Annotated in this window: 15 protein-coding genes; 4 read left to right on the forward strand and 11 right to left on the reverse strand. The window is 52.7% G+C overall.

What is annotated here, in order from left to right; all coding sequences use genetic code 11:
• Positions 1-421: 421 nt before the first annotated feature.
• Positions 422-2,089: an energy-dependent translational throttle protein EttA gene (ettA, locus tag LCF41_RS18690; RefSeq protein WP_015841807.1), complete on the forward strand. Its 1,668-nt coding sequence runs from the start codon at positions 422-424 to the stop codon at positions 2,087-2,089.
• Positions 2,090-2,165: 76 nt separating this feature from the next.
• On the opposite strand, the gene LCF41_RS18695 is transcribed toward ettA, so the two are convergent.
• On the reverse strand, positions 2,166-3,869 hold the full coding sequence (locus LCF41_RS18695) for a methyl-accepting chemotaxis protein (RefSeq protein WP_225085850.1): 1,704 nt from the start codon (positions 3,867-3,869) through the stop codon (positions 2,166-2,168).
• A gap of 251 nt (positions 3,870-4,120) precedes the next feature.
• Entirely contained in the window at positions 4,121-5,032 is a 912-nt protein-coding gene (locus LCF41_RS18700; protein WP_225085851.1) for a LysR family transcriptional regulator, read from the reverse strand.
• A gap of 129 nt (positions 5,033-5,161) precedes the next feature.
• Between LCF41_RS18700 and LCF41_RS18705 the strand changes: the two genes are divergently transcribed.
• Positions 5,162-6,163, forward strand: coding sequence for a zinc-binding alcohol dehydrogenase family protein (locus LCF41_RS18705; RefSeq protein ID WP_225085852.1), 1,002 nt, complete (start codon positions 5,162-5,164; stop codon positions 6,161-6,163).
• A gap of 52 nt (positions 6,164-6,215) precedes the next feature.
• On the opposite strand, the gene serA is transcribed toward LCF41_RS18705, so the two are convergent.
• Complete coding sequence (gene serA / locus LCF41_RS18710) at positions 6,216-7,448, reverse strand: phosphoglycerate dehydrogenase (protein WP_225085853.1); 1,233 nt, start codon at positions 7,446-7,448, stop codon at positions 6,216-6,218.
• Between the two features lie 294 nt (positions 7,449-7,742).
• Entirely contained in the window at positions 7,743-8,402 is a 660-nt protein-coding gene (rpiA, locus tag LCF41_RS18715) for a ribose-5-phosphate isomerase RpiA (protein ID WP_225085854.1), read from the reverse strand.
• Between the two features lie 239 nt (positions 8,403-8,641).
• Between rpiA and LCF41_RS18720 the strand changes: the two genes are divergently transcribed.
• Entirely contained in the window at positions 8,642-9,535 is an 894-nt protein-coding gene (locus tag LCF41_RS18720) for a LysR family transcriptional regulator ArgP (RefSeq protein ID WP_015841813.1), read from the forward strand.
• Positions 9,536-9,612: 77 nt separating this feature from the next.
• On the opposite strand, the gene LCF41_RS18725 is transcribed toward LCF41_RS18720, so the two are convergent.
• The 7 genes from LCF41_RS18725 to tkt form a co-directional block, all read right to left on the reverse strand.
• Positions 9,613-10,338: an oxidative stress defense protein gene (locus tag LCF41_RS18725; protein ID WP_225088225.1), complete on the reverse strand. Its 726-nt coding sequence runs from the start codon at positions 10,336-10,338 to the stop codon at positions 9,613-9,615.
• A gap of 235 nt (positions 10,339-10,573) precedes the next feature.
• On the reverse strand, positions 10,574-11,188 hold the full coding sequence (gene argO, locus LCF41_RS18730) for an arginine exporter ArgO (protein ID WP_225085855.1): 615 nt from the start codon (positions 11,186-11,188) through the stop codon (positions 10,574-10,576).
• A 204-nt stretch (positions 11,189-11,392) separates the two neighbouring features.
• Positions 11,393-12,253, reverse strand: coding sequence for a small-conductance mechanosensitive channel MscS (gene mscS, locus LCF41_RS18735; RefSeq protein ID WP_225085856.1), 861 nt, complete (start codon positions 12,251-12,253; stop codon positions 11,393-11,395).
• Between the two features lie 125 nt (positions 12,254-12,378).
• Positions 12,379-13,455: a class II fructose-bisphosphate aldolase gene (fbaA, locus tag LCF41_RS18740; protein ID WP_015841829.1), complete on the reverse strand. Its 1,077-nt coding sequence runs from the start codon at positions 13,453-13,455 to the stop codon at positions 12,379-12,381.
• Positions 13,456-13,591: 136 nt separating this feature from the next.
• A complete protein-coding gene (gene pgk, locus LCF41_RS18745; RefSeq protein ID WP_180742948.1) occupies positions 13,592-14,755 on the reverse strand; it encodes a phosphoglycerate kinase in 1,164 nt (387 codons plus the stop codon).
• Between the two features lie 72 nt (positions 14,756-14,827).
• Positions 14,828-15,844, reverse strand: a complete 1,017-nt coding sequence (gene epd / locus LCF41_RS18750; RefSeq protein ID WP_225085857.1) for an erythrose-4-phosphate dehydrogenase — start codon at positions 15,842-15,844, stop codon at positions 14,828-14,830.
• Between the two features lie 315 nt (positions 15,845-16,159).
• Positions 16,160-18,154, reverse strand: a complete 1,995-nt coding sequence (gene tkt / locus LCF41_RS18755) for a transketolase (protein ID WP_225085858.1) — start codon at positions 18,152-18,154, stop codon at positions 16,160-16,162.
• A gap of 411 nt (positions 18,155-18,565) precedes the next feature.
• Here tkt and loiP point away from each other — a divergent pair, with 411 nt between their 5' ends.
• Complete coding sequence (loiP, locus tag LCF41_RS18760) at positions 18,566-19,318, forward strand: metalloprotease LoiP (protein ID WP_225085859.1); 753 nt, start codon at positions 18,566-18,568, stop codon at positions 19,316-19,318.
• The last annotated feature ends 429 nt before the right edge of the window (positions 19,319-19,747 follow it).

The raw sequence follows: 19,747 nt of genomic DNA on the forward strand, positions 1-19,747 counted from the left end.
AACGGCTGGCCTTCGGTGAGAGACAGGATGTCTCTCATTTCATCCCCAGGAGCTTACATCAGTAAGTGACTGGGGTGAGTAAGGGCAGCCAACGCACAAGCAGCTTGAAGTATGACGGATATATCGGGCAGATCCAGTGTGGCACATCATGCCAGACAACGATATGCCGATCCGCAAACCGATTCTGAAATTCATCAGGCGGGCCCAGGTCTCAGATCGGCCACGGCAAATCGCCGGATAGCTGGGATCGCGGGCTGAAACCCGCTACACTTCATACTTAGAGTAATGCGCCTAGAATAATCGATCCGCTGCCAGGGCATTTTCCGGGTGGCATCACTGAGTATTAAGTAGCGCCGTGCTACATATGGTCACCCGTTTAGGTTGACAAATCATAGAGATAAGAGAGAGGCGAAGTCGCAACGTGGCTCAATATGTTTATACCATGCATCGCGTCGGTAAGGTCGTACCGCCGAAGCGTCACATTCTGAAAAACATCTCCCTCAGTTTTTTCCCCGGTGCCAAGATCGGCGTGCTGGGTCTGAACGGAGCCGGTAAATCAACACTGTTGCGTATTATGGCTGGCATTGATACGGACATCGAGGGCGAAGCTCGCCCACAACCTGGCATCAAAATCGGCTATTTGCCGCAGGAACCGCAGCTAAACACGGAGCACACCGTACGTGAATCCGTAGAAGAAGCGGTGTCTGAAGTCGTGACCGCGCTGAAACGTCTTGATGAAGTCTATGCGCTGTATGCCGACCCGGATGCGGATTTCGATAAACTGGCTGCCGAGCAAGGTAAGCTGGAAGAAATCATTCAGGCGCATGACGGTCACAATCTGAATAACCAACTGGAGCGTGCCGCCGATGCGCTGCGCTTGCCGGAGTGGGATGCGAAAATCGCTAACCTGTCCGGGGGGGAACGTCGCCGTGTGGCCCTGTGCCGTCTGCTGCTGGAAAAGCCGGACATGCTGCTGCTCGACGAACCAACCAACCACCTGGATGCCGAGTCTGTCGCCTGGCTGGAACGCTTCCTGCATGACTTCGAAGGTACCGTGGTCGCTATTACCCACGACCGTTACTTCCTCGATAACGTCGCAGGCTGGATTCTGGAGCTGGACCGTGGTGAAGGGATTCCGTGGGAAGGCAACTACTCTTCCTGGCTGGAGCAGAAAGATCAGCGTCTGGCACAGGAAGCGTCTCAGGAAGCGGCACGCCGTAAGTCCATTGAGAAAGAGCTGGAGTGGGTGCGTCAAGGCGCTAAAGGCCGTCAGTCCAAAGGTAAGGCTCGTCTGGCACGCTTTGAAGAGCTGAACAACACGGAATACCAGAAACGTAACGAAACCAACGAACTGTTTATTCCGCCTGGTGCTCGCCTCGGCGACAAAGTGGTGGAAGTCACCAATCTCAGCAAATCTTACGGTGAACGCCAGCTCATCGACGGGCTTTCTTTCTCCGTACCGAAAGGCGCGATTGTCGGTATCATCGGCCCGAACGGTGCCGGTAAATCGACGCTGTTCCGTATGATGTCCGGTCAGGAGCAGCCAGATAGCGGCACGATTGAGCTGGGTGAAACGGTGAAACTGGCGTCAGTCGACCAGTTCCGTGATGCGATGGATAACAGCAAAACCGTCTGGGAAGAAGTATCTGGCGGGCAGGACATCATGCGTATCGGCAACACCGAAATGCCAAGCCGTGCGTACGTTGGCCGTTTCAACTTCAAAGGGGTTGATCAGGGCAAACGCGTTGGCGAGCTGTCCGGTGGTGAACGCGGCCGTCTGCATCTGGCGAAGCTGTTGCAGGTCGGCGGCAACGTGCTGCTGCTCGATGAACCGACCAACGACCTGGATATCGAAACCCTGCGCGCGCTGGAAAACGCCCTGCTGGAATTCCCAGGCTGTGCCATGGTGATCTCGCATGACCGTTGGTTCCTCGACCGTATCGCAACACACATTCTGGATTACCAGGATGAAGGTAAAGTGGAATTCTTCGAAGGTAACTTTACCGAATACGAAGAATACAAGAAACGTACGCTGGGCGCCGATGCGCTGGAACCACACCGCATCAAATACAAGAAGATCGCTAAATAAGCCGTCACCAGACATCATAAACGAATGGCCCGCATTGCGGGCCATTTTTTTCCTACCATGCTTCATTTATCGGGAATCAGAACGTTTCCCAATTTTGATTATCGCTGCCTTTGCTACTGGTTCCGGCAATCGCCATTGCTGGCGCTAAACGCGGCTGCGGCGCAGCCTTTGGCAATGAGGCTTTCAGCTTCTGAGCCACCCCAGCCAGCTTGAATACCGCGACAGCCTGCGTCAGACGCGCGGCCTGCTCTTCAAGTGACACGGCGGCGGCCGAAGCTTCCTGCACCAATGCCGCATTCTGCTGCGTCGCACTGTCCATTTCAGACACGGCCTGACTCACCTGCCCAATGCCACGGCTTTGTTCGTCGGAAGCGGAAGCAATTTCCCCCATGATGTCGGTCACGCTGACAACCGCGCGGACAATCTCACCCATGGTTGTGCCCGCCTGAGACACAAGCCCAGACCCCGTTTCCACCAGTCGGCTCGATTCGCCGATCAGCCCTTCAATCTCTTTCGCGGCCTGTGCGCTGCGCTGCGCCAAATTACGGACTTCACCCGCCACCACAGCAAAACCACGCCCTTGCTCACCCGCTCGCGCAGCCTCCACCGCCGCGTTCAGCGCCAGAATGTTGGTCTGGAATGCAATGCTATTAATGACGGAAGTGATTTCAGAAATACGTCGTGAACTGGTGGAAATATCCTGCATGGTATCCACCACGTTCTTCACGATCTGCCCGCCCTTCTCGGCTTTTTCAGAAGCATTCTTCGCCAATTGGCTAGCGTGATGGGCGTTATCAGAGTTCTGTTTCACCGTTGCGGTTAGCTGTTCCATGCTCGCGGCGGTTTCCTCCAACGCGGCCGCCTGCTGCTCGGTACGCGAAGAGAGATCGACGTTACCCGCCGTAATTTCTGACGATCCCTGATAGATCGAATCCGCACCTTCACGCACGATCGTCACCGTATCCGTCAGCTCCGCCTGCATATTCTGGATATTTACTCCCAGAATGCCGATTTCATTACGCCCCATCACCATCGGCGGTTGCGTCAGATCGCCTGCGGCAATCTTCTGGATACGCTCAACCAGTCTGTTGATTGGCGCAAGGATCACATTGCGCACCATGATGTAGGCCATGATCGCCATAATGATCGACAGGGCAAAGGAGCCCGCCATCATCCAGTAACCCAGCTTGGCATTCTGTTCTGCTTGTAGATTGATATCCTGCGCGGCTTTCGTGAGTTCAGTTACCTTCTTGCGTACTGGAACACTGAACGCTTCGTCTAACTGGCGAGCCACTGTGCTTTCCAACGACACCAGGTCTTCAAATTCACCATCACTCGTGGCTTTCTGCATCACAACAATCGCATTATCGCGATAGTTGTTATAAGCCTTGAGGATATCCTCGTCCAAGGCCTTTTCACCCTCCAGTTTGTCTGGGCGTGCGAGATATTCATCCAGACGCTTCTGTGAGGCTTTGACTCGACCCGCAGCCTGATCTGAAGCGGATTTAAACACCTCGTGATCGCTAATACGATTTGCTGCGCCAGCTTGAATCAGCAGCAGCCGGGCAACACGTAGCTGATCGAGGCTGCTACTGATACCGGCGCGGATATCAGACAACTCATTAGCCTTATCAAGTGAATCATTACTCTGCTTTAAAAAATAACTCGCTGTGCCAATAGAAAGCGCAAATAAAATTAGGATAATTGAAAAAAGAGTAATAAATAACGAAACGAGGCGTATATTGTTGATGTAACTCAACTTCTCTTTTTGAATAGACATCGGTTGCATTCTCATTTTCACCATCACTGGTATACATTATCTCTGCCATGACAGGCACGGCAGAGCCCAGATATCACTGTGACAATAACGCCACGCAGGACGAACCTTTTATAAAAAAGCCAAAAGGAACCAAAAGTGTTATCGGCATTTCCAATTTAAAACGTACCTAAAATAAATTGATAGAAATCACGTTTCAATAAAAATTAAAAAATAACCAGAAAAAATGAAACAAAAATATTGTAGGTATGGCATCACGGCTGATTTTTCAAAAACGCTGAGTAATCATCCAGCGCGCGATGTTGTAAAACAAAGTCAATAAAACACGCCAATGCGGGCGAATTCAGTTTGCGGCTGGGATAAACCAGATAAAGGTCGTTAGCTTCCACCTGCCAATCCGGCAAGACCTTAACCAGCTTCCCAGACACCGCGTCATCCAGGCAGAGGAAATCCGGCAATAGGGTAATCCCCGCCCCCGCAATGGCGCACTCACGGGCGTAAAGCAGGTTATCTGTGATATGCGTCTCGGGCAGCAGCCAGCGATAGAGTTCTGAACCGCGATGAAGTAGCCACTCCGTCCAGGCATGGTGCGCAATACAGCGGTGCTGCTGAAGCTGCTGTGGATGGAGCAATGCCGGATGCCGCGCCAGATAGTCAGGTGCTGCCAGCAAATAGCGGGGAGTCTGCCCAAGCGAGCGCCCGATCAATGAAGAATCGTGCGGTTTCCCAGTACGAAAAGCGACATCGAAACCTTCCTGAACCAAATCGATCACCTCATCTGAAATCAGCACATCCAGCGATACCGCCGGAAAGCGCTGCAAAAAATCGGCAGTAAGCCGTGCCAGCAAGGTGGAACCGAATCCTGCAGGACTGGTGATACGCAGTCGCCCGCTGGGATTATCACGCAGGCGCTGTATAGCAAGATCGGCACGCTCGCTGGCTTGCAGCATTTCCTGACAGTGAACCAGATAGCGCTCGCCTGCAAACGTCAGATTGAGCTGGCGCGTCGTTCGATTCAACAACCGCAGGCCAATCTGCTGTTCAAGCTGGCTAATGCGCAGGCTCAGGCTGGATTTCGCCAGCCCGGCTTTTCGCGCCGCCTGTGTAAAACTGCCACACTCGGCCACCAGCGCAAACAACGCCATATCCTGCAATTGCTTAAACATAATTGTTCACCTTAGACGAACACTGCATTATTTATTGTCCATCTTATCAGCCCTATCGCCGTGTTCTACACTTGGTTCTATTCAGTTTTATTCACAAAACCGCATTCTGAAAATAATGAGGAACAGACCATGACCGCTCATGCCATAGCCGTTGCTCCACAACAGCCAGAAAATTTCATTGCCATCACTCAAGACATCCCCGAGCCCGGTGAATACGATCTGTTGATCGATGTAAAAGCCGTTTCCGTGAATCCGGTGGATACCAAGGTTCACGCAGGCTTGCGTCAAAATGGGTTAGAGCAGCCCAGAATTCTCGGCTGGGATGCCAGCGGTGTCGTGCTAAAAACCGGCAGTGCAGTAAGCCAATTTCAGGTAGGCGATGAAGTCTGGTACGCCGGCGATATTACCCGTCCCGGCAGCAACACCACACATCAGTTGATTGATTCACGTATCGTGGCACGCAAACCTGTGTCTCTGAACTGGGCTTCAGCGGCGGCAATGCCGCTCACAGCGCTGACTGCGTGGGAAGGGTTGTTCGAACACCTGAAAATACAGCAGGCAGACAGCGATAAAACGCTGTTGATTATCGGTGGCGCAGGCGGCGTAGGCTCCCTTGCGATTTCTCTGGCAGCCCTGCGCAGTTCGGTAAACATTATTGCTACCGCATCGCAGCCTGACTCAGCAGCGTGGTGCCGCCAACGTGGTGCACACAAGGTCGTGGATTACCGTAATTTGGTGGCTGAGCTAGAAAAAGAAGGGATCAAACAGGTCGATTACATTTTCTGCCTGAACGACACGGACGGCCACTGGGATGCCATTAGCAAACTGATCGCACCGATGGGACACATCTGCACCATCGTGGAAAACAAAAATCCGCTCGACCAAACGGCGCTGAAACTCAAAAGCGCGGCGCTGCATTGGGAACTCATGTTCACCCGCAGCATGTTCACCACGCCAGATATCGCCGAGCAGGGGAATATTTTGCACGAAATCGCACAGTTGGTTGATGCAGGAAAACTTCAGGGAACCGCCAGCGAAACGCTGCAAGGGTTAACGGTAGACACGCTGAAGCAGGCTCACGGTAAAGTGCTGGAAGGGCATATGCGCGGCAAGATCGTTATCGCGCTGTAATAACGCAGCCAGTCCCAAAAGGGCTGGCTGTTTATTCACTGATTAAAACGAATCAGAACAGCAGACGGGCACGAATGGTACCTGGAATTGCCTTCATCAGCTGTAGCGCCGTTTGCGCGCCATCCGTTTCTACGTCAATGACCACATAACCAATTTCAGGCGTCGTTTGCAGGTATTGCGCGGCAATGTTAATGCCTTGCTCAGCAAAGATCTGGTTAATTTTGGTAATAATGCCAGGACGGTTTTCATGGATGTGCAGCAGGCGGCTGGCGCGTGCGCCATGAACAGGCAGCGACACTTCCGGGAAATTCACCGCAGACAGCGTAGAGCCGTTGTCTGAATATTTCGCCAGCTTTCCGGCGACTTCATCACCGATGTTTTCCTGTGCTTCCTGCGTGGAGCCGCCGATATGCGGCGTCAGCAGCACGTTGTCAAACTCACACAGCGGCGACAGGAACGGATCGCTGTTGGTGGCTGGTTCCTGTGGGAACACATCAATGGCCGCACCGGACAGATGCTTACTGCTCAACGCTTCGCACAGTGCAGGAATATCAACCACCGTACCGCGAGCAGCGTTAATCAGGATGGAACCCGGCTTCATCAGCGCCAGCTCTTCCGACCCCATCATATTCTGCGTGCTGTCATTTTCCGGCACGTGCAGGCTCACTACATCGCTCATATTCAGCAGGTCGGAGAGGTGGCGCACCTGCTGGGCATTACCCAGCGGCAATTTACTTTCGATATCATAGAAGTAAACGTGCATACCCAGGCTTTCAGCCAGAATACCCAACTGAGTACCAATATGGCCGTAGCCGATGATCCCCAGCTTTTTACCGCGCGCTTCAAACGAGCCTACGGCCAGTTTGTGCCAGATACCGCGGTGTGCTTTCGCGTTCGCCGCTGGGATACCACGCAGCATCAGCAGCATTTCGCCGATCACCATTTCTGCCACGGATCGGGTATTGGAAAACGGTGCGTTAAAGACCGGGATACCGCGTTTGGTCGCGGCCGACAGATCAACCTGATTCGTTCCGATACAGAAACACCCTACCGCGATCAGTTTTTCCGCAGCAGCAAAAATCTCTTCTGTCAGATGGGTACGCGAGCGGATACCCACAAAGTGCGCATCGCGAATGGAGGCTTTCAGCGCCTCAGGATCCAGCGCGCCCTTATGGAACTCGATGTTGGTGTAACCGGCTGCACGCAGGTTATCCAGCGCGCTCTGGTGCACGCCTTCCACTAACAGAAACTTAATCTTGTCTTTTTCCAGTGATACCTTTGCCATTTCCCGACCTTATTTTCAGACTTCAAATGTGACAGAGTGCTAAATAGCCTCTGCCAACATAACAAAAATTACGCAGTCAGCAATACAAACGATTGCTTCGCCCGAATCACGCCACAAAGAGGCGCGCCTGATTTATGGCAAAAAATATTGCCAAAGATGTGCATTGCCATATCGGCGATAAACAAAATAAGAAAATGTGATATTAAGTACCAAAAATGAGCCGTTAACTAAATAGATTTTTTTAGCTAAAAAATTTCTGACGTGGACATTCACCACGTCAGAACGATCTCGCACTCATTTAACGACGGTTTTTACCCCATCAGCCCTCCCGACCAAGGCGACATCCGCGCCGCGGTTGGCGAACAGCCCAACGGTCACCACGCCGGGGATACCATTGATGTGGTTTTCTACGGCGACCGCATCCATGATATTCAGGTTGTGCACATCCAGAATGACGTTGCCGTTATCCGTCACGACGCCCTGACGGTAGACCGGCTGCCCACCCAACTTCGCCAGTTCACGCGCCACGTAAGACCGCGCCATCGGAATGACTTCAACCGGCAACGGGAATTTACCCAGCACATCAACCTGCTTGGATGCATCAACAATGCAGATGAACTGGCGCGACAGTGCTGAAATGATTTTCTCACGGGTCAGCGCCGCACCACCGCCTTTGATCATCTGCATGTGGCCATTGATCTCATCCGCACCATCGACATAGACATCCAGTGAATCGACCTCATTGGCGTCAAACACGGGAATACCCAGACTTTTCAGTTTTTCCGTTGAGGCATCTGAGCTGGAAACCGCGCCTTTGATTTGGTGTTTTATCGAACCCAGCGCATCAATAAAGTGTGCTGCTGTCGATCCGGTTCCAACTCCCACAATGGTGTCCGGGCGGACGTAGTCGAGCGCTGCCCATCCCACTGCTTTTTTCAGTTCATCTTGCGTCATAATCTGCTTCTGGCCTGTAGAATCGATATACGAAAACGTGTGCGTATTATAGAACATGCTCGTTGGGGAAAGCGTGTAAATTCACTTCACCGCCGATGCATTATTTCATGCGCCTCATTCCACACCTACCCTGCTGAATCGTAATGGCGCACAAGAGCCAAAATAAGATTTCTGCATGGCAAATCAGCAAAATGTGGCATAGTGAAAAAAACAGGCTCATTCAGAGGATTTTGACTTTCATGAAACGCCCGGACTATCGAACGCTTCAGGCTCTGGATGCCGTCATCCGCGAGCGTGGTTTTGAGCGCGCCGCCCAAAAATTGTGTATTACCCAATCTGCCGTTTCACAGCGTATCAAGCAGTTGGAAAACCTGTTCGGCCAGCCGCTTTTGGTCAGAACCATTCCCCCCCGCCCAACGGAACAGGGGCAAAAGTTGCTGGCGCTGCTGCATCAGGTTGAGCTGCTGGAAGAAGAGTGGCTGGGAAATGAAACCAACAGCGATATCCCGCTGCTGCTGTCGCTGGCGGTGAACGCCGACAGTCTGGCAACCTGGCTGCTGCCTGCGCTACAGCCGGTGCTGGTTGATTCCCCGATTCGCCTTAACTTGCAGGTAGAAGATGAAACACGTACGCAGGAAAGGCTGCGCCGGGGTGAAGTGGTAGGGGCGGTGAGTATTCAGTCCCAGCCGTTGCCAAGTTGTCTGGTGGATAAGCTGGGCGCATTAGATTATCTGTTTGTGGCCTCGCCGACCTTCGCCGCCCGCTATTTTCCCAATGGCGTGACACGTTCGGCACTGCTGCGCGCGCCTGCGGTCGCCTTCGACCATCTGGATGACATGCATCAGGCTTTTTTACAACAAAACTTTGATTTGTCGCCGGGCAGCGTTCCCTGCCACATCGTGAATTCGTCGGAAGCGTTTGTACAGCTGGCACGACAAGGCACAACCTGCTGTATGATCCCGCATCTGCAAATCGAGAAAGAACTGGCCAATAACGAGTTAGTCGACCTGACGCCGGGACTGTTTCAACGGCGGATGCTCTACTGGCACCGCTTCGCGCCAGAAAGCCGGATGATGAGAAAAGTAACGGATGCCCTGCTCGCGCACGGCCATCAGGTACTGCGCCAGTCATAACACCTTGATATTTCAGTAAAATGCCACAGACCTGTCTGAGCAGGCCTGTGGGGATTATTAACGAGTGAGAACAGTGCTTACGGCGTAAGCTGTAGCTCAAAGACAACATCCACCTGATCGTCAAAGTGAATAGTTTGCTGTTCATAGGTTTGTGATGCTTCGGTTTGCACCGCCGCGTCTGCCGTTTTAAACATCCGCGCCATCGGCATCGGCTGATAGTTGGCAACGTGGTAGCGAACGCTGTAAATCGGCCCCAGCTTGGCATTAAAGCCCTGTGCCAGCGCGGCCGCCTGACTCGTCGCCTGCTCAATCGCTTTTTTACGCGCTTCATCACGATAGGCTTCGGGATTGGCAACACCTAATTCTACCGTGCGAATCTCATTCAGCCCCGATTTCAGCGCCCCATCCAGCAGTTCATTCAGCTTGTCTAACTGGCGCAGCGTCACTTCCACCTGACGCACAGCACGATAGCCTTTCAGCACCGAGCCACCCGTTTTAAGATAGTCATACTCCGGCTGCGTGCGTAAATTGGCGGCATTAATATCTTTTTTCTCAATGCCGTTTTTACCCAGAAAATCAAAATATTGTGCAACACGGGCATCGACCTGCTTTTTCGCTTCCGCCGCATCCTTCGATGACACGCTGACTTCAATCGCCAGACGGGCGATATCTGGCGTCGCATCGACGCTGGATGTCCCTGACGTCACGATATGCGGGCCATCCGGCAGTTCCGCAGCCTGAGCGACCATCGACATACCGCCCAATCCTACCGCAGCGGCCAACGCCAGTGCATTTAGCTTCATCATACCTTGCTTCACAATCTCTCCTTACTTATGTTTCGTCGCATGCCGCTGGCAGATTGTCTGTGCCAATAGATTATCTGCACCAACACGGTCTCTTCCAGAATGAAAGAGACAAGACGGAGTGCTTTACCGACTAACATAACGCATGACCAACTCCACACAATATAGGTGAATTTCTGAAACCTAGATGTCTTTCTGAAGCCTAGCGTAAGGGGATGTCATTTATTTCCCGCCATTATTGCCAGCCGTGACGCGCCAGTTGCAAGGCAATGCCCCACATCACTACGCCGACACAAAAGTTGATCCCCCGTTGTACCCGTGGCGTATTCAGCCACGGTGCCAGCCAGGCGGCCAATAGCGCCAGTGCAAAGAACCAGGTGAAAGAGGCGGTCATCGTCCCTAGCGCAAACCAGCGACGGGCATCATCCGCAAACTGGCTTCCCAGACTCCCCAGCACCACAAACGTATCCAGATAGACATGTGGATTAAGCCAGGTCACCGCCAGCATCGTCGCGATAATGCGCCAGCGGCTTTGTTTCATTACCTCGGCGCTGGCGAGTGAAATATTCTTGCTGAAGGCTGTTTTCATCGCGCCCCAGCCGAACCAAAGCAGAAACGCAACGCCGCCCCAGGTCACCGCACCCAGCAGCAATGAAGATTGACTGAGCAACGCGCTACCGCCAAAAATTCCTGCGGTAATCAGCACCATGTCGCTCAAGGCACATAACATTGCCACCATCAGGTGATATTGCCGGCGAATCCCCTGATTCATCACAAACGCATTCTGTGGCCCCAAAGGCAAAATCATCGCAGTCCCCAACAAAACGCCCTGTAAATACACCGCCCACATACTTCTCTCCTGCATCATTTGTTGTTATCGCGGGGGAGTGTATGGAAGCCGATAAGATAAGTGAAATTGAATATTCTAACGCTACATTAGCTAAGCTAATGTGCTGAAGGCAGAGGAAGTCCGTGTCGGACGAGAAGATAATTTCTGACGATGCACCACGCCGATAAGGACATGGTGCATACCTGAAGGCTTATGTCAGAGAGGTTATTCTGGCTGTTTCGCTGCGGATGGTAAGTTATGCAGGTGTACGTCCATCTGCGGATAAGGAATGCCGATACGGTGCTCATCCAGCACACGTTTAAAGCTTTCAAGCAGATCCCAATACACCGCCTGCGCGTTGCCATTGGTTGTCCACACCCACACCACAAAATTCAGCGATGACGCCGCCATTTCATTCAGGCGGATCGTGACGCCCTTGTCGTGCTGAATACGTTCATCCGCCGCAACAATATCGCCCAATAGTTTTTTCACTACGTCGATATCGGCATCATAAGCCACTCCGACAATAATTTCGGTACGGCGATCCGGCTCACGTGAACTATTGATGATGTTGCCAGCAATGATTTTGCCATTCGGCACCACGATGATTTTGCCGTCAGAGGTACGCAGCGTCGTCGAGAAGATCTGTACCTGCGTGACCGAGCCAGACACACCGCCTAAGTCAACCCATTCCCCAGTACGGAAAGGCCGGAAAATCACCAGTAAGACGCCCGCAGCAAAGTTGGCTAACGACCCCTGCAATGCCAGGCCGACAGCCAAGCCCGCCGCACCCAGTACGGCAATGACCGATGCCGTCTGCACGCCAACCCGGCTCAATACTGCAATCAGCGTGAACGCGATAATGCCATAACGTACCAATGCAGAGAGGAAATCCGCCACGGTTGAATCGATAGAGCGACTGATCATCAGTTTATTAATCGTGCCGGAAACAATCCGAGCGATCACCAAACCAACGATGAGGATCACTAATGCGGCGACAATATTCACGGCATACTGTAAAAACAAGTTCTGATGCGTCACCAACCAGTTCCCTGCCTGATCCAGACTCGTATTAAGTTCTTCCATTTGAAGGCTCCTGTTTTTTAATCACTGGGAAAGCATAACGTCCATCACTTAAAGCGCAACATTACCACCAAAAATTAAGGCTCCCGTAGGAGCCTTAGCATCAAATCACATTTACGTCGTCTGTCTTACAGCACATCAACAGCGTTAAGCTCTTTGAAGGCTTGTTCCAGACGCGTCACCATGCTTGCCTGAGCAGAACGCAGCCACACACGCGGGTCATAGTATTTCTTGTTTGGCTGGTCTTCGCCTTTCGGGTTACCCAATTGGCCTTGCAGATAAGCTTCGTTATCTTTGTAGTACTTCAGGATACCTTCCCACGTTGCCCACTGGGTGTCGGTATCGATGTTCATTTTCACGACGCCGTAGCTAACGGAATCTTTGATTTCCTGCGCGCTTGAACCAGAACCACCGTGGAACACGAAGTCCAGGCTGTTGTGCGGCAGGTTATGTTTCTTGGAAACATATTCCTGAGAGTCACGCAGGATGGTTGGAGTCAGCTTCACGTTACCTGGCTTGTAGACGCCGTGTACGTTACCGAAAGAGGCAGCGATGGTGAAACGTGGGCTGATCGCGTTCAGTTTGGTGTACGCGTAGTCAACGTCTTCTGGCTGGGTGTACAGAGCAGAAGCGTCCATGTGGCTGTTATCCACGCCGTCTTCTTCACCACCGGTACAACCCAGTTCGATTTCCAGGGTCATATCGATTTTGGCCATACGCGCCAGATACTTAGAACAGATTTCGATGTTCTCTTCCAGAGACTCTTCAGACAGATCGATCATGTGAGAAGAGAACAGAGGTTTGCCGGTAGCCGCGAAGTGTTTTTCACCCGCGTCCAGCAGGCCATCGATCCACGGCAGCAGTTTCTTGGCACAGTGGTCAGTGTGCAGAATGACCGGAACACCATAATGCTCAGCCATTTGGTGAACATGATGAGCGCCAGAAATCGCACCCAAAATTGCCGCCTGCTGGCCTTCTGCTTTCAGACCTTTACCCGCGATGAATGCTGCACCGCCGTTAGAGAACTGAACGATGACCGGCGCGCGTACTTTGGCTGCGGCTTCCAGCACAGCATTGATTGAGTCGGTACCGACACAGTTCACTGCTGGCAAAGCGAATTGGTTTTCTTTTGCTACTGCGAAAACTTTCTGAACGTCATCACCAGTGATGACACCGGGTTTTACGAAATCAAAAATTTTAGACATGTTACGTGTCCCGTTTCGTTGGCCGTGGAGGGGTTAGAGAAATCGATGTTGAATCGACAGATTGTCTCGGCACGCTATTGCATAACGGCATGCCGAGACAACCACAGGAAAGGGAAAAAGCAGCCCTTACCTTAAATTACTGCTTGGCGCGTTCTTCCAGCATAACTACTGCTGGCAGTTTTTTCCCTTCAACGAACTCCAGGAATGCGCCACCGCCGGTAGAAATGTAGGAGATTTTGTCAGCAATACCAAACAGATCGATCGCAGCCAGCGTATCGCCGCCGCCTGCGATAGAGAATGCTTCGCTATCTGCGATCGCACGAGCAATGGTCTCGGTTCCTTTACGGAAGTTTGGGAATTCGAAGACGCCAACCGGGCCATTCCACAGGATGGTCTTGGCATTCTTCAGAATTTCAGCCAGACGCTCAGCGGAAACATCGCCCAGATCCAGAATCTGCTCTTCGTCTTTGATTGCCGTAACTGACTTCAGCGTTGCGGCCGCAGTTTCAGAGAATTCTGACGCAACACGTACATCGCTCGGTACAGGAATATCACAGGTTTCCAGCAGCTTTTTCGCTTCAGGAATCAGGTCAGCTTCGTACAGGGATTTACCCACGTTGTGGCCTTGTGCTGCCACGAAGGTGTTAGCGATACCGCCACCGACGATCAGTTGATCGGCGATTTTAGACAGAGAATCCAGCACGGTCAGCTTGGTGGAAACTTTAGAGCCGCCCACAATAGCAACCATCGGACGTGCTGGTTCGCTCAATGCTTTGCCCAGCGCTTCCAGCTCATCAGACAACAGAGGGCCTGCACAAGCGATAGGCGCAAATTTACCCACGCCGTGAGTGGAAGCCTGCGCGCGGTGTGCAGTACCGAATGCGTCCATGACGAACACATCGCACAGCGCCGCGTATTTCTTGGACAGAACTTCGTCGTCTTTCTTTTCGCCTTTGTTAAAGCGGACGTTTTCCAGTACAACCAGCTCGCCTTCGGCGACATCAACACCATCCAGATAATCTTTCGCCAGACGCACAGGCGAAGAGAGTTTTTCTTTCAGGTAGTCAACAACAGGCAGCAGAGAAAATTCTTCGTTGTACTCGCCTTCGGTCGGACGTCCCAGGTGGGAGGTGACCATAACGCGAGCGCCTTGTTTCAGAGCGATTTCGATGGTCGGCAGAGAGGCACGGATGCGCGCATCAGACGTCACTTTCCCTTCTTTTACTGGTACGTTCAGATCCGCACGAATAAGAACACGTTTACCAGCCAGATCCAGATCGGTCATCTTAATTACAGACATGGTGAATCCTCTTGTTGATTCTCTTTTAAAGTTGCTTGAGCGAGATAGCGACCCCTGATCGCCACCGTCGTACTAGAAACCGCAGGCTGCCATCGCCCGTGTTGTATCCAACATCCGGTTGGCAAAGCCCCATTCGTTATCGCACCAGACCAATGTTTTAATCAGATGCTGACCACTGACCCGTGTCTGCGTGCCGTCAACAATGGCACTGTGCGGATCGTGGTTAAAATCAGCTGACACTAATGGCAAATCAGTATAATCAACTATACCACGAAACGACTCATGCGCTGATTTTTGCAATAGTGCATTAATTTCATTCACGTTTACGGCTTTCCTGACGCTAACGCTCAGGTCAATTGCCGTAACGTTGATCGTCGGCACTCGCACCGAGATCGCCTCAAAACGGTCAACAAACTGTGGAAAAATACGGGTGATTCCCGCCGACAGCTTGGTATCCACCGGGATGATCGACTGGCTGGCGGCTCGCGTACGCCGCAGATCGTGATGATAAGCATCGATCACCGGTTGATCGTTCATGGATGAGTGGATCGTCGTTACCGTGCCATTCTCGATGCCGAAGGCATCATCCAGCAGTTTAATCACCGGAATAATGCAGTTAGTCGTACAAGACGCATTGGAAACAATACGATGCCCACTTTCCAACTGCTGGTGATTGACGCCAAACACCACCGTCGCATCCAGATCTGCCGTGCCCGGATGAGAAAACAACACTTTCTTCGCGCCCGCCGCCAGATGGGCTTCCCCATCTTCCCGGCTACCGTAGACACCGCTGCAATCCAGTACGATATCGACACCGAGTTCTCGCCAGGGCAGTTGCTGAATCTCTGCCTGATGCAACAGGCGAATACAGTCATCACCAACATAAAGCTGATCGCACTCCTGACGCACATCCCACGAAAAACGGCCGTGACTTGAGTCGTACTTGAGCAAATGCGCCATACCTTCCGCACTCGCCAGCTCGTTAATCGCCACAACGGCAATCTCAGCTCGGCGACCTGATTCATACAACGCACGTAAAACACTGCGGCCTATGCGGCCAAAACCGTTTATCGCAATACGGATCGTCATGGCGTTCCTTGTGGTTCCTTATGTCATCGCTGGGCTACCCAGCGCATAGGATATACCCTTCTTAGACACCAGAGAACCCCTTACGAAACGCCGTCAGCACAACAACTGAAACGCTTCAGCTAGAATAAACGAATTAACGCATAAAAGAAATATTCTCGTCTGGCACACGCCAGAAGAGTGACCTGCGTCATAAAAATGAAAAAACGGCATTTGGGGAGCAGGCAAAGCACATTGAGAATAAGGGGAAATTCAGGATGAAAAAAAGCCGCCAGCATTAGCTGACGGCTTCTCATATCGGGGTTTAACGCAGCATGATTACTTCAGCAGCGCCTGCGCCTTTTCCACCACGTTGTCCACGGTGAAACCGAAGGTTTCAAACAGTTGCTCAGCCGGCGCCGATTCGCCGAAGCTCGTCATGCCGACAATCGCGCCATTCAGGCCAACATACTTGAACCAGTAGTCCGCGATACCCGCTTCAATCGCCACGCGCGCCGATACCGCCTTCGGCAGCACCGCTTCACGGTAGGCTGCATCCTGCTTGTCGAACGCATCCGTAGACGGCATCGACACCACGCGCACCTTGCGGCCTGCGGCAGTCAGCTTGTCATAGGCGCCAACCGCCAGTTCAACTTCTGAACCCGTCGCAATCAGGATTAGCTCAGGCTGACCGTCGCTGTCTTTCAGCACGTAGCCGCCTTTCGCCACATTCGCCAGTTGCTCCGCGGTACGGGGCTGCTGCGCCAGATTCTGACGGGACAGGATGAGCGACGTCGGGCCGTCCTGACGCTCAATGGCGTATTTCCATGCCACCGCCGTTTCCACCTGGTCTGCCGGACGCCAGTTGCTCATGTTCGGCGTCACGCGCAGGCTCGCCAGCTGTTCAACCGGCTGGTGCGTCGGGCCGTCTTCGCCCAGACCGATGGAGTCGTGGGTGTAAACGTAGATGCTGCGGATTTTCATCAGCGCGGCCATACGCACGGCATTACGCGCGTATTCCACAAACATCAGGAAGGTCGCGGTGTACGGCACAAAGCCGCCGTGCAGCGCAATCCCGTTGGCAATCGCCGTCATGCCGAATTCGCGCACGCCGTAGTGGATGTAGTTGCCCGCGTGGTCTTTGTCCAGCGAGACCGAGCCGGACCAGATGGTCAGGTTGCTCGGTGCCAGGTCGGCAGAGCCGCCCAGGAATTCCGGCAGCAGTTTGCCGTAGGCTTCCAGCGCGTTCTGTGAGGCTTTGCGGCTGGCGATTTTCGCCGGATTGGCCTGCAAATCGTCGATAAATTTCTGTGCATCCGCCTGCCAGTTGCCTGGCAGCTCACCGCCGGTGCGGCGCTTGAACTCGGCGGCCAGTTCCGGGTAGGCGCTGGCGTAGGCGGCAAACGCCTCGTTCCAGGCCGCTTCCTTACGCTGGCCCGCTGGTTTGGCGTCCCAGGCTGCATAGATATCCGCCGGGATCTCAAACGGCGCATACGCCCAGCCCAGCTGTTCGCGGGAGGCGGCCACTTCGGCATCACCCAGCGGCGCGCCGTGGGAGTCGTGCGTACCGGCCTTGTTCGGTGAACCGAAGCCAATCACGGTTTTGCACATCAGCAGCGACGGTTTGTCAGTGACAAGCTGCGCTTCGCCGATGGCGCGTTTGATGGCGTCCGCATCGTGACCGTCTACGCCGCGCACCACGTGCCAGCCGTAGGCTTCAAAGCGGGCGGCGGTATCGTCGGTGAACCAGCCTTCAACGTGGCCGTCAATAGAGATGCCGTTGTCATCATAAAACGCGGTCAGTTTGCCGAGCTTCATGGTGCCGGCCAGCGAGCAGACTTCGTGGGAAATCCCTTCCATCATGCAGCCGTCACCCAGGAAGGCATAGGTGTGGTGGTCGACAATCTCGTGACCCGGACGGTTGAACTGCGCCGCCAGCGTGCGCTCGGCAATCGCCATGCCGACCGCGTTGGCAATCCCCTGACCCAGCGGGCCGGTGGTGGTTTCGACGCCCGCGGTGTAGCCGTATTCAGGGTGACCCGGCGTTTTGGAATGCAGCTGGCGGAAGTTTTTCAATTCTTCAATCGGCAGGTCGTAGCCGGAGAGATGCAGCAGGCTGTAAATCAGCATGGACGCGTGGCCGTTGGACAGCACGAAGCGGTCACGGTTGGCCCAGTTGGGGTTGGCCGGATTATGGTTGAGGTAATCGCGCCACAGGACTTCGGCGATATCGGCCATGCCCATCGGTGCGCCCGGGTGACCGGATTTGGCTTTCTGCACCCCATCCATGCTCAGCGCGCGGATAGCATTGGCAAGTTCTTTACGAGAGGACATGCTTGACTCCAGATCGGATTGAACGACTGCCCTTCCTGTAAAACAAATAAAAATCAATAAGTTAAACAAGAATGACAAAATAAATATGATTACAAATGTACATGAAAAATGTAGCGAATGCACATGGAACCGTGAGCAAAAAACAGGGATTTATTGGCTGACGAATCAATAGCGGTTCTTTTGCCAATTGCGCAGTGAATTACAGCGCCATACGCGATGTTTTCTAGTGGGTTCACCTTTATTTGGCGTGCCTTTTGGGAACGTATCAGAAACAAAATGCATTGCCTGCGCGCTCTCGTAAAAAGTACAAATCAGATTTTCCGATCTATTTCTCAATGTCGTTTTCGGGTAGTTTATAGCCGATTTTCTTTCGTACTAAAAAACAAGAACGCTCGTAGGGAGATGATTTTTATGGTAATTCGTTCTTCTGTGCTGGCGCTGTGTGTCGCAACGTTGCTGACCGGCTGCCAAAACTTAAACACCAATACCTTAATGCAATCCGGCGCTCAGGCGTTTCAGGCGGCAACGCTCAGCGATGCGCAGGTTAAAGCGCTTAGCAACCAGTCCTGTGAGCAAATGGACAAAGAGGCAAACATTGCCCCTGCCGACAACAAGTACACACAACGCTTGAATAAAATTGCAGATGCGCTGGGTCATGACATCAACGGTACGCCAGCCAACTACAAGGTTTATCTGACAAAAGACGTTAACGCCTGGGCAATGGCTAACGGCTGTATCCGGGTGTACAGCGGCCTGATGGACATCATGAACGACAATGAAGTCGAAGGCGTTCTCGGCCACGAAATGGGTCACGTTGCGCTGGGACACACGCGTAAAGCGATGCAGGTTGCCTATGCTGCGACGGCCGCCCGTACTGCCATCGCCTCTGCTGGCGGTGTCGCGCAGTCCTTGTCAGAATCTCAGCTAGCGGATCTGGGAGAAAAACTGGTTAATTCCCAGTTCTCTCAAACTCAAGAAACGCAGGCCGATGATTACTCCTTTGATTTGCTGAAGAAACGCGGCATCAATCGGGAAGGCCTGGCGAGCAGCTTTGAGAAACTCGCAAAACTCGATGCTGGCCATGAGAGCAGCATGTTCGACTCCCACCCTTCATCTGAAGGGCGCGCCAAACACATTCGTGAACGCATTGCTGCCGAGAAGTAACCCCGCGTTCTGATGACGCACAGAGCAGGCACATCGTGGGCAATTGAAAAAATCTCAATTGCCCGCTAGTCATCCGACCACTATCATCCCCGCCATATTCGCTGTAAGCTGTCATGAAATTGCCATCTTTAATCTCGCCATCGTCATGATGATAGGATTTAAGAATTAATCGATAATAAATAGATAGCTATTTTCAATCGCACTAACTTTTCGTTCTCTTTTTAAGAAACGATACTCCGTGGATTTCCAGATGCTGGAAAGCCGTCATCCACCAATGCGGCGGCATACCGACAAACAGGTAACCACGATTAGCACAGAGACCTACGTCTCAATCAGCAGGAATCTTGTGGTAACCCCCTGTATTTAAAGATAGAAATAAACCAGTAAATCAAGCATACTATGTTAAACCAATAAAAATTTTTCCAGTTT

Origin of the sequence: Pectobacterium colocasium, assembly GCF_020181655.1 — a bacterium.
In the GTDB taxonomy this organism is placed as follows: domain Bacteria; phylum Pseudomonadota; class Gammaproteobacteria; order Enterobacterales; family Enterobacteriaceae; genus Pectobacterium; species Pectobacterium colocasium.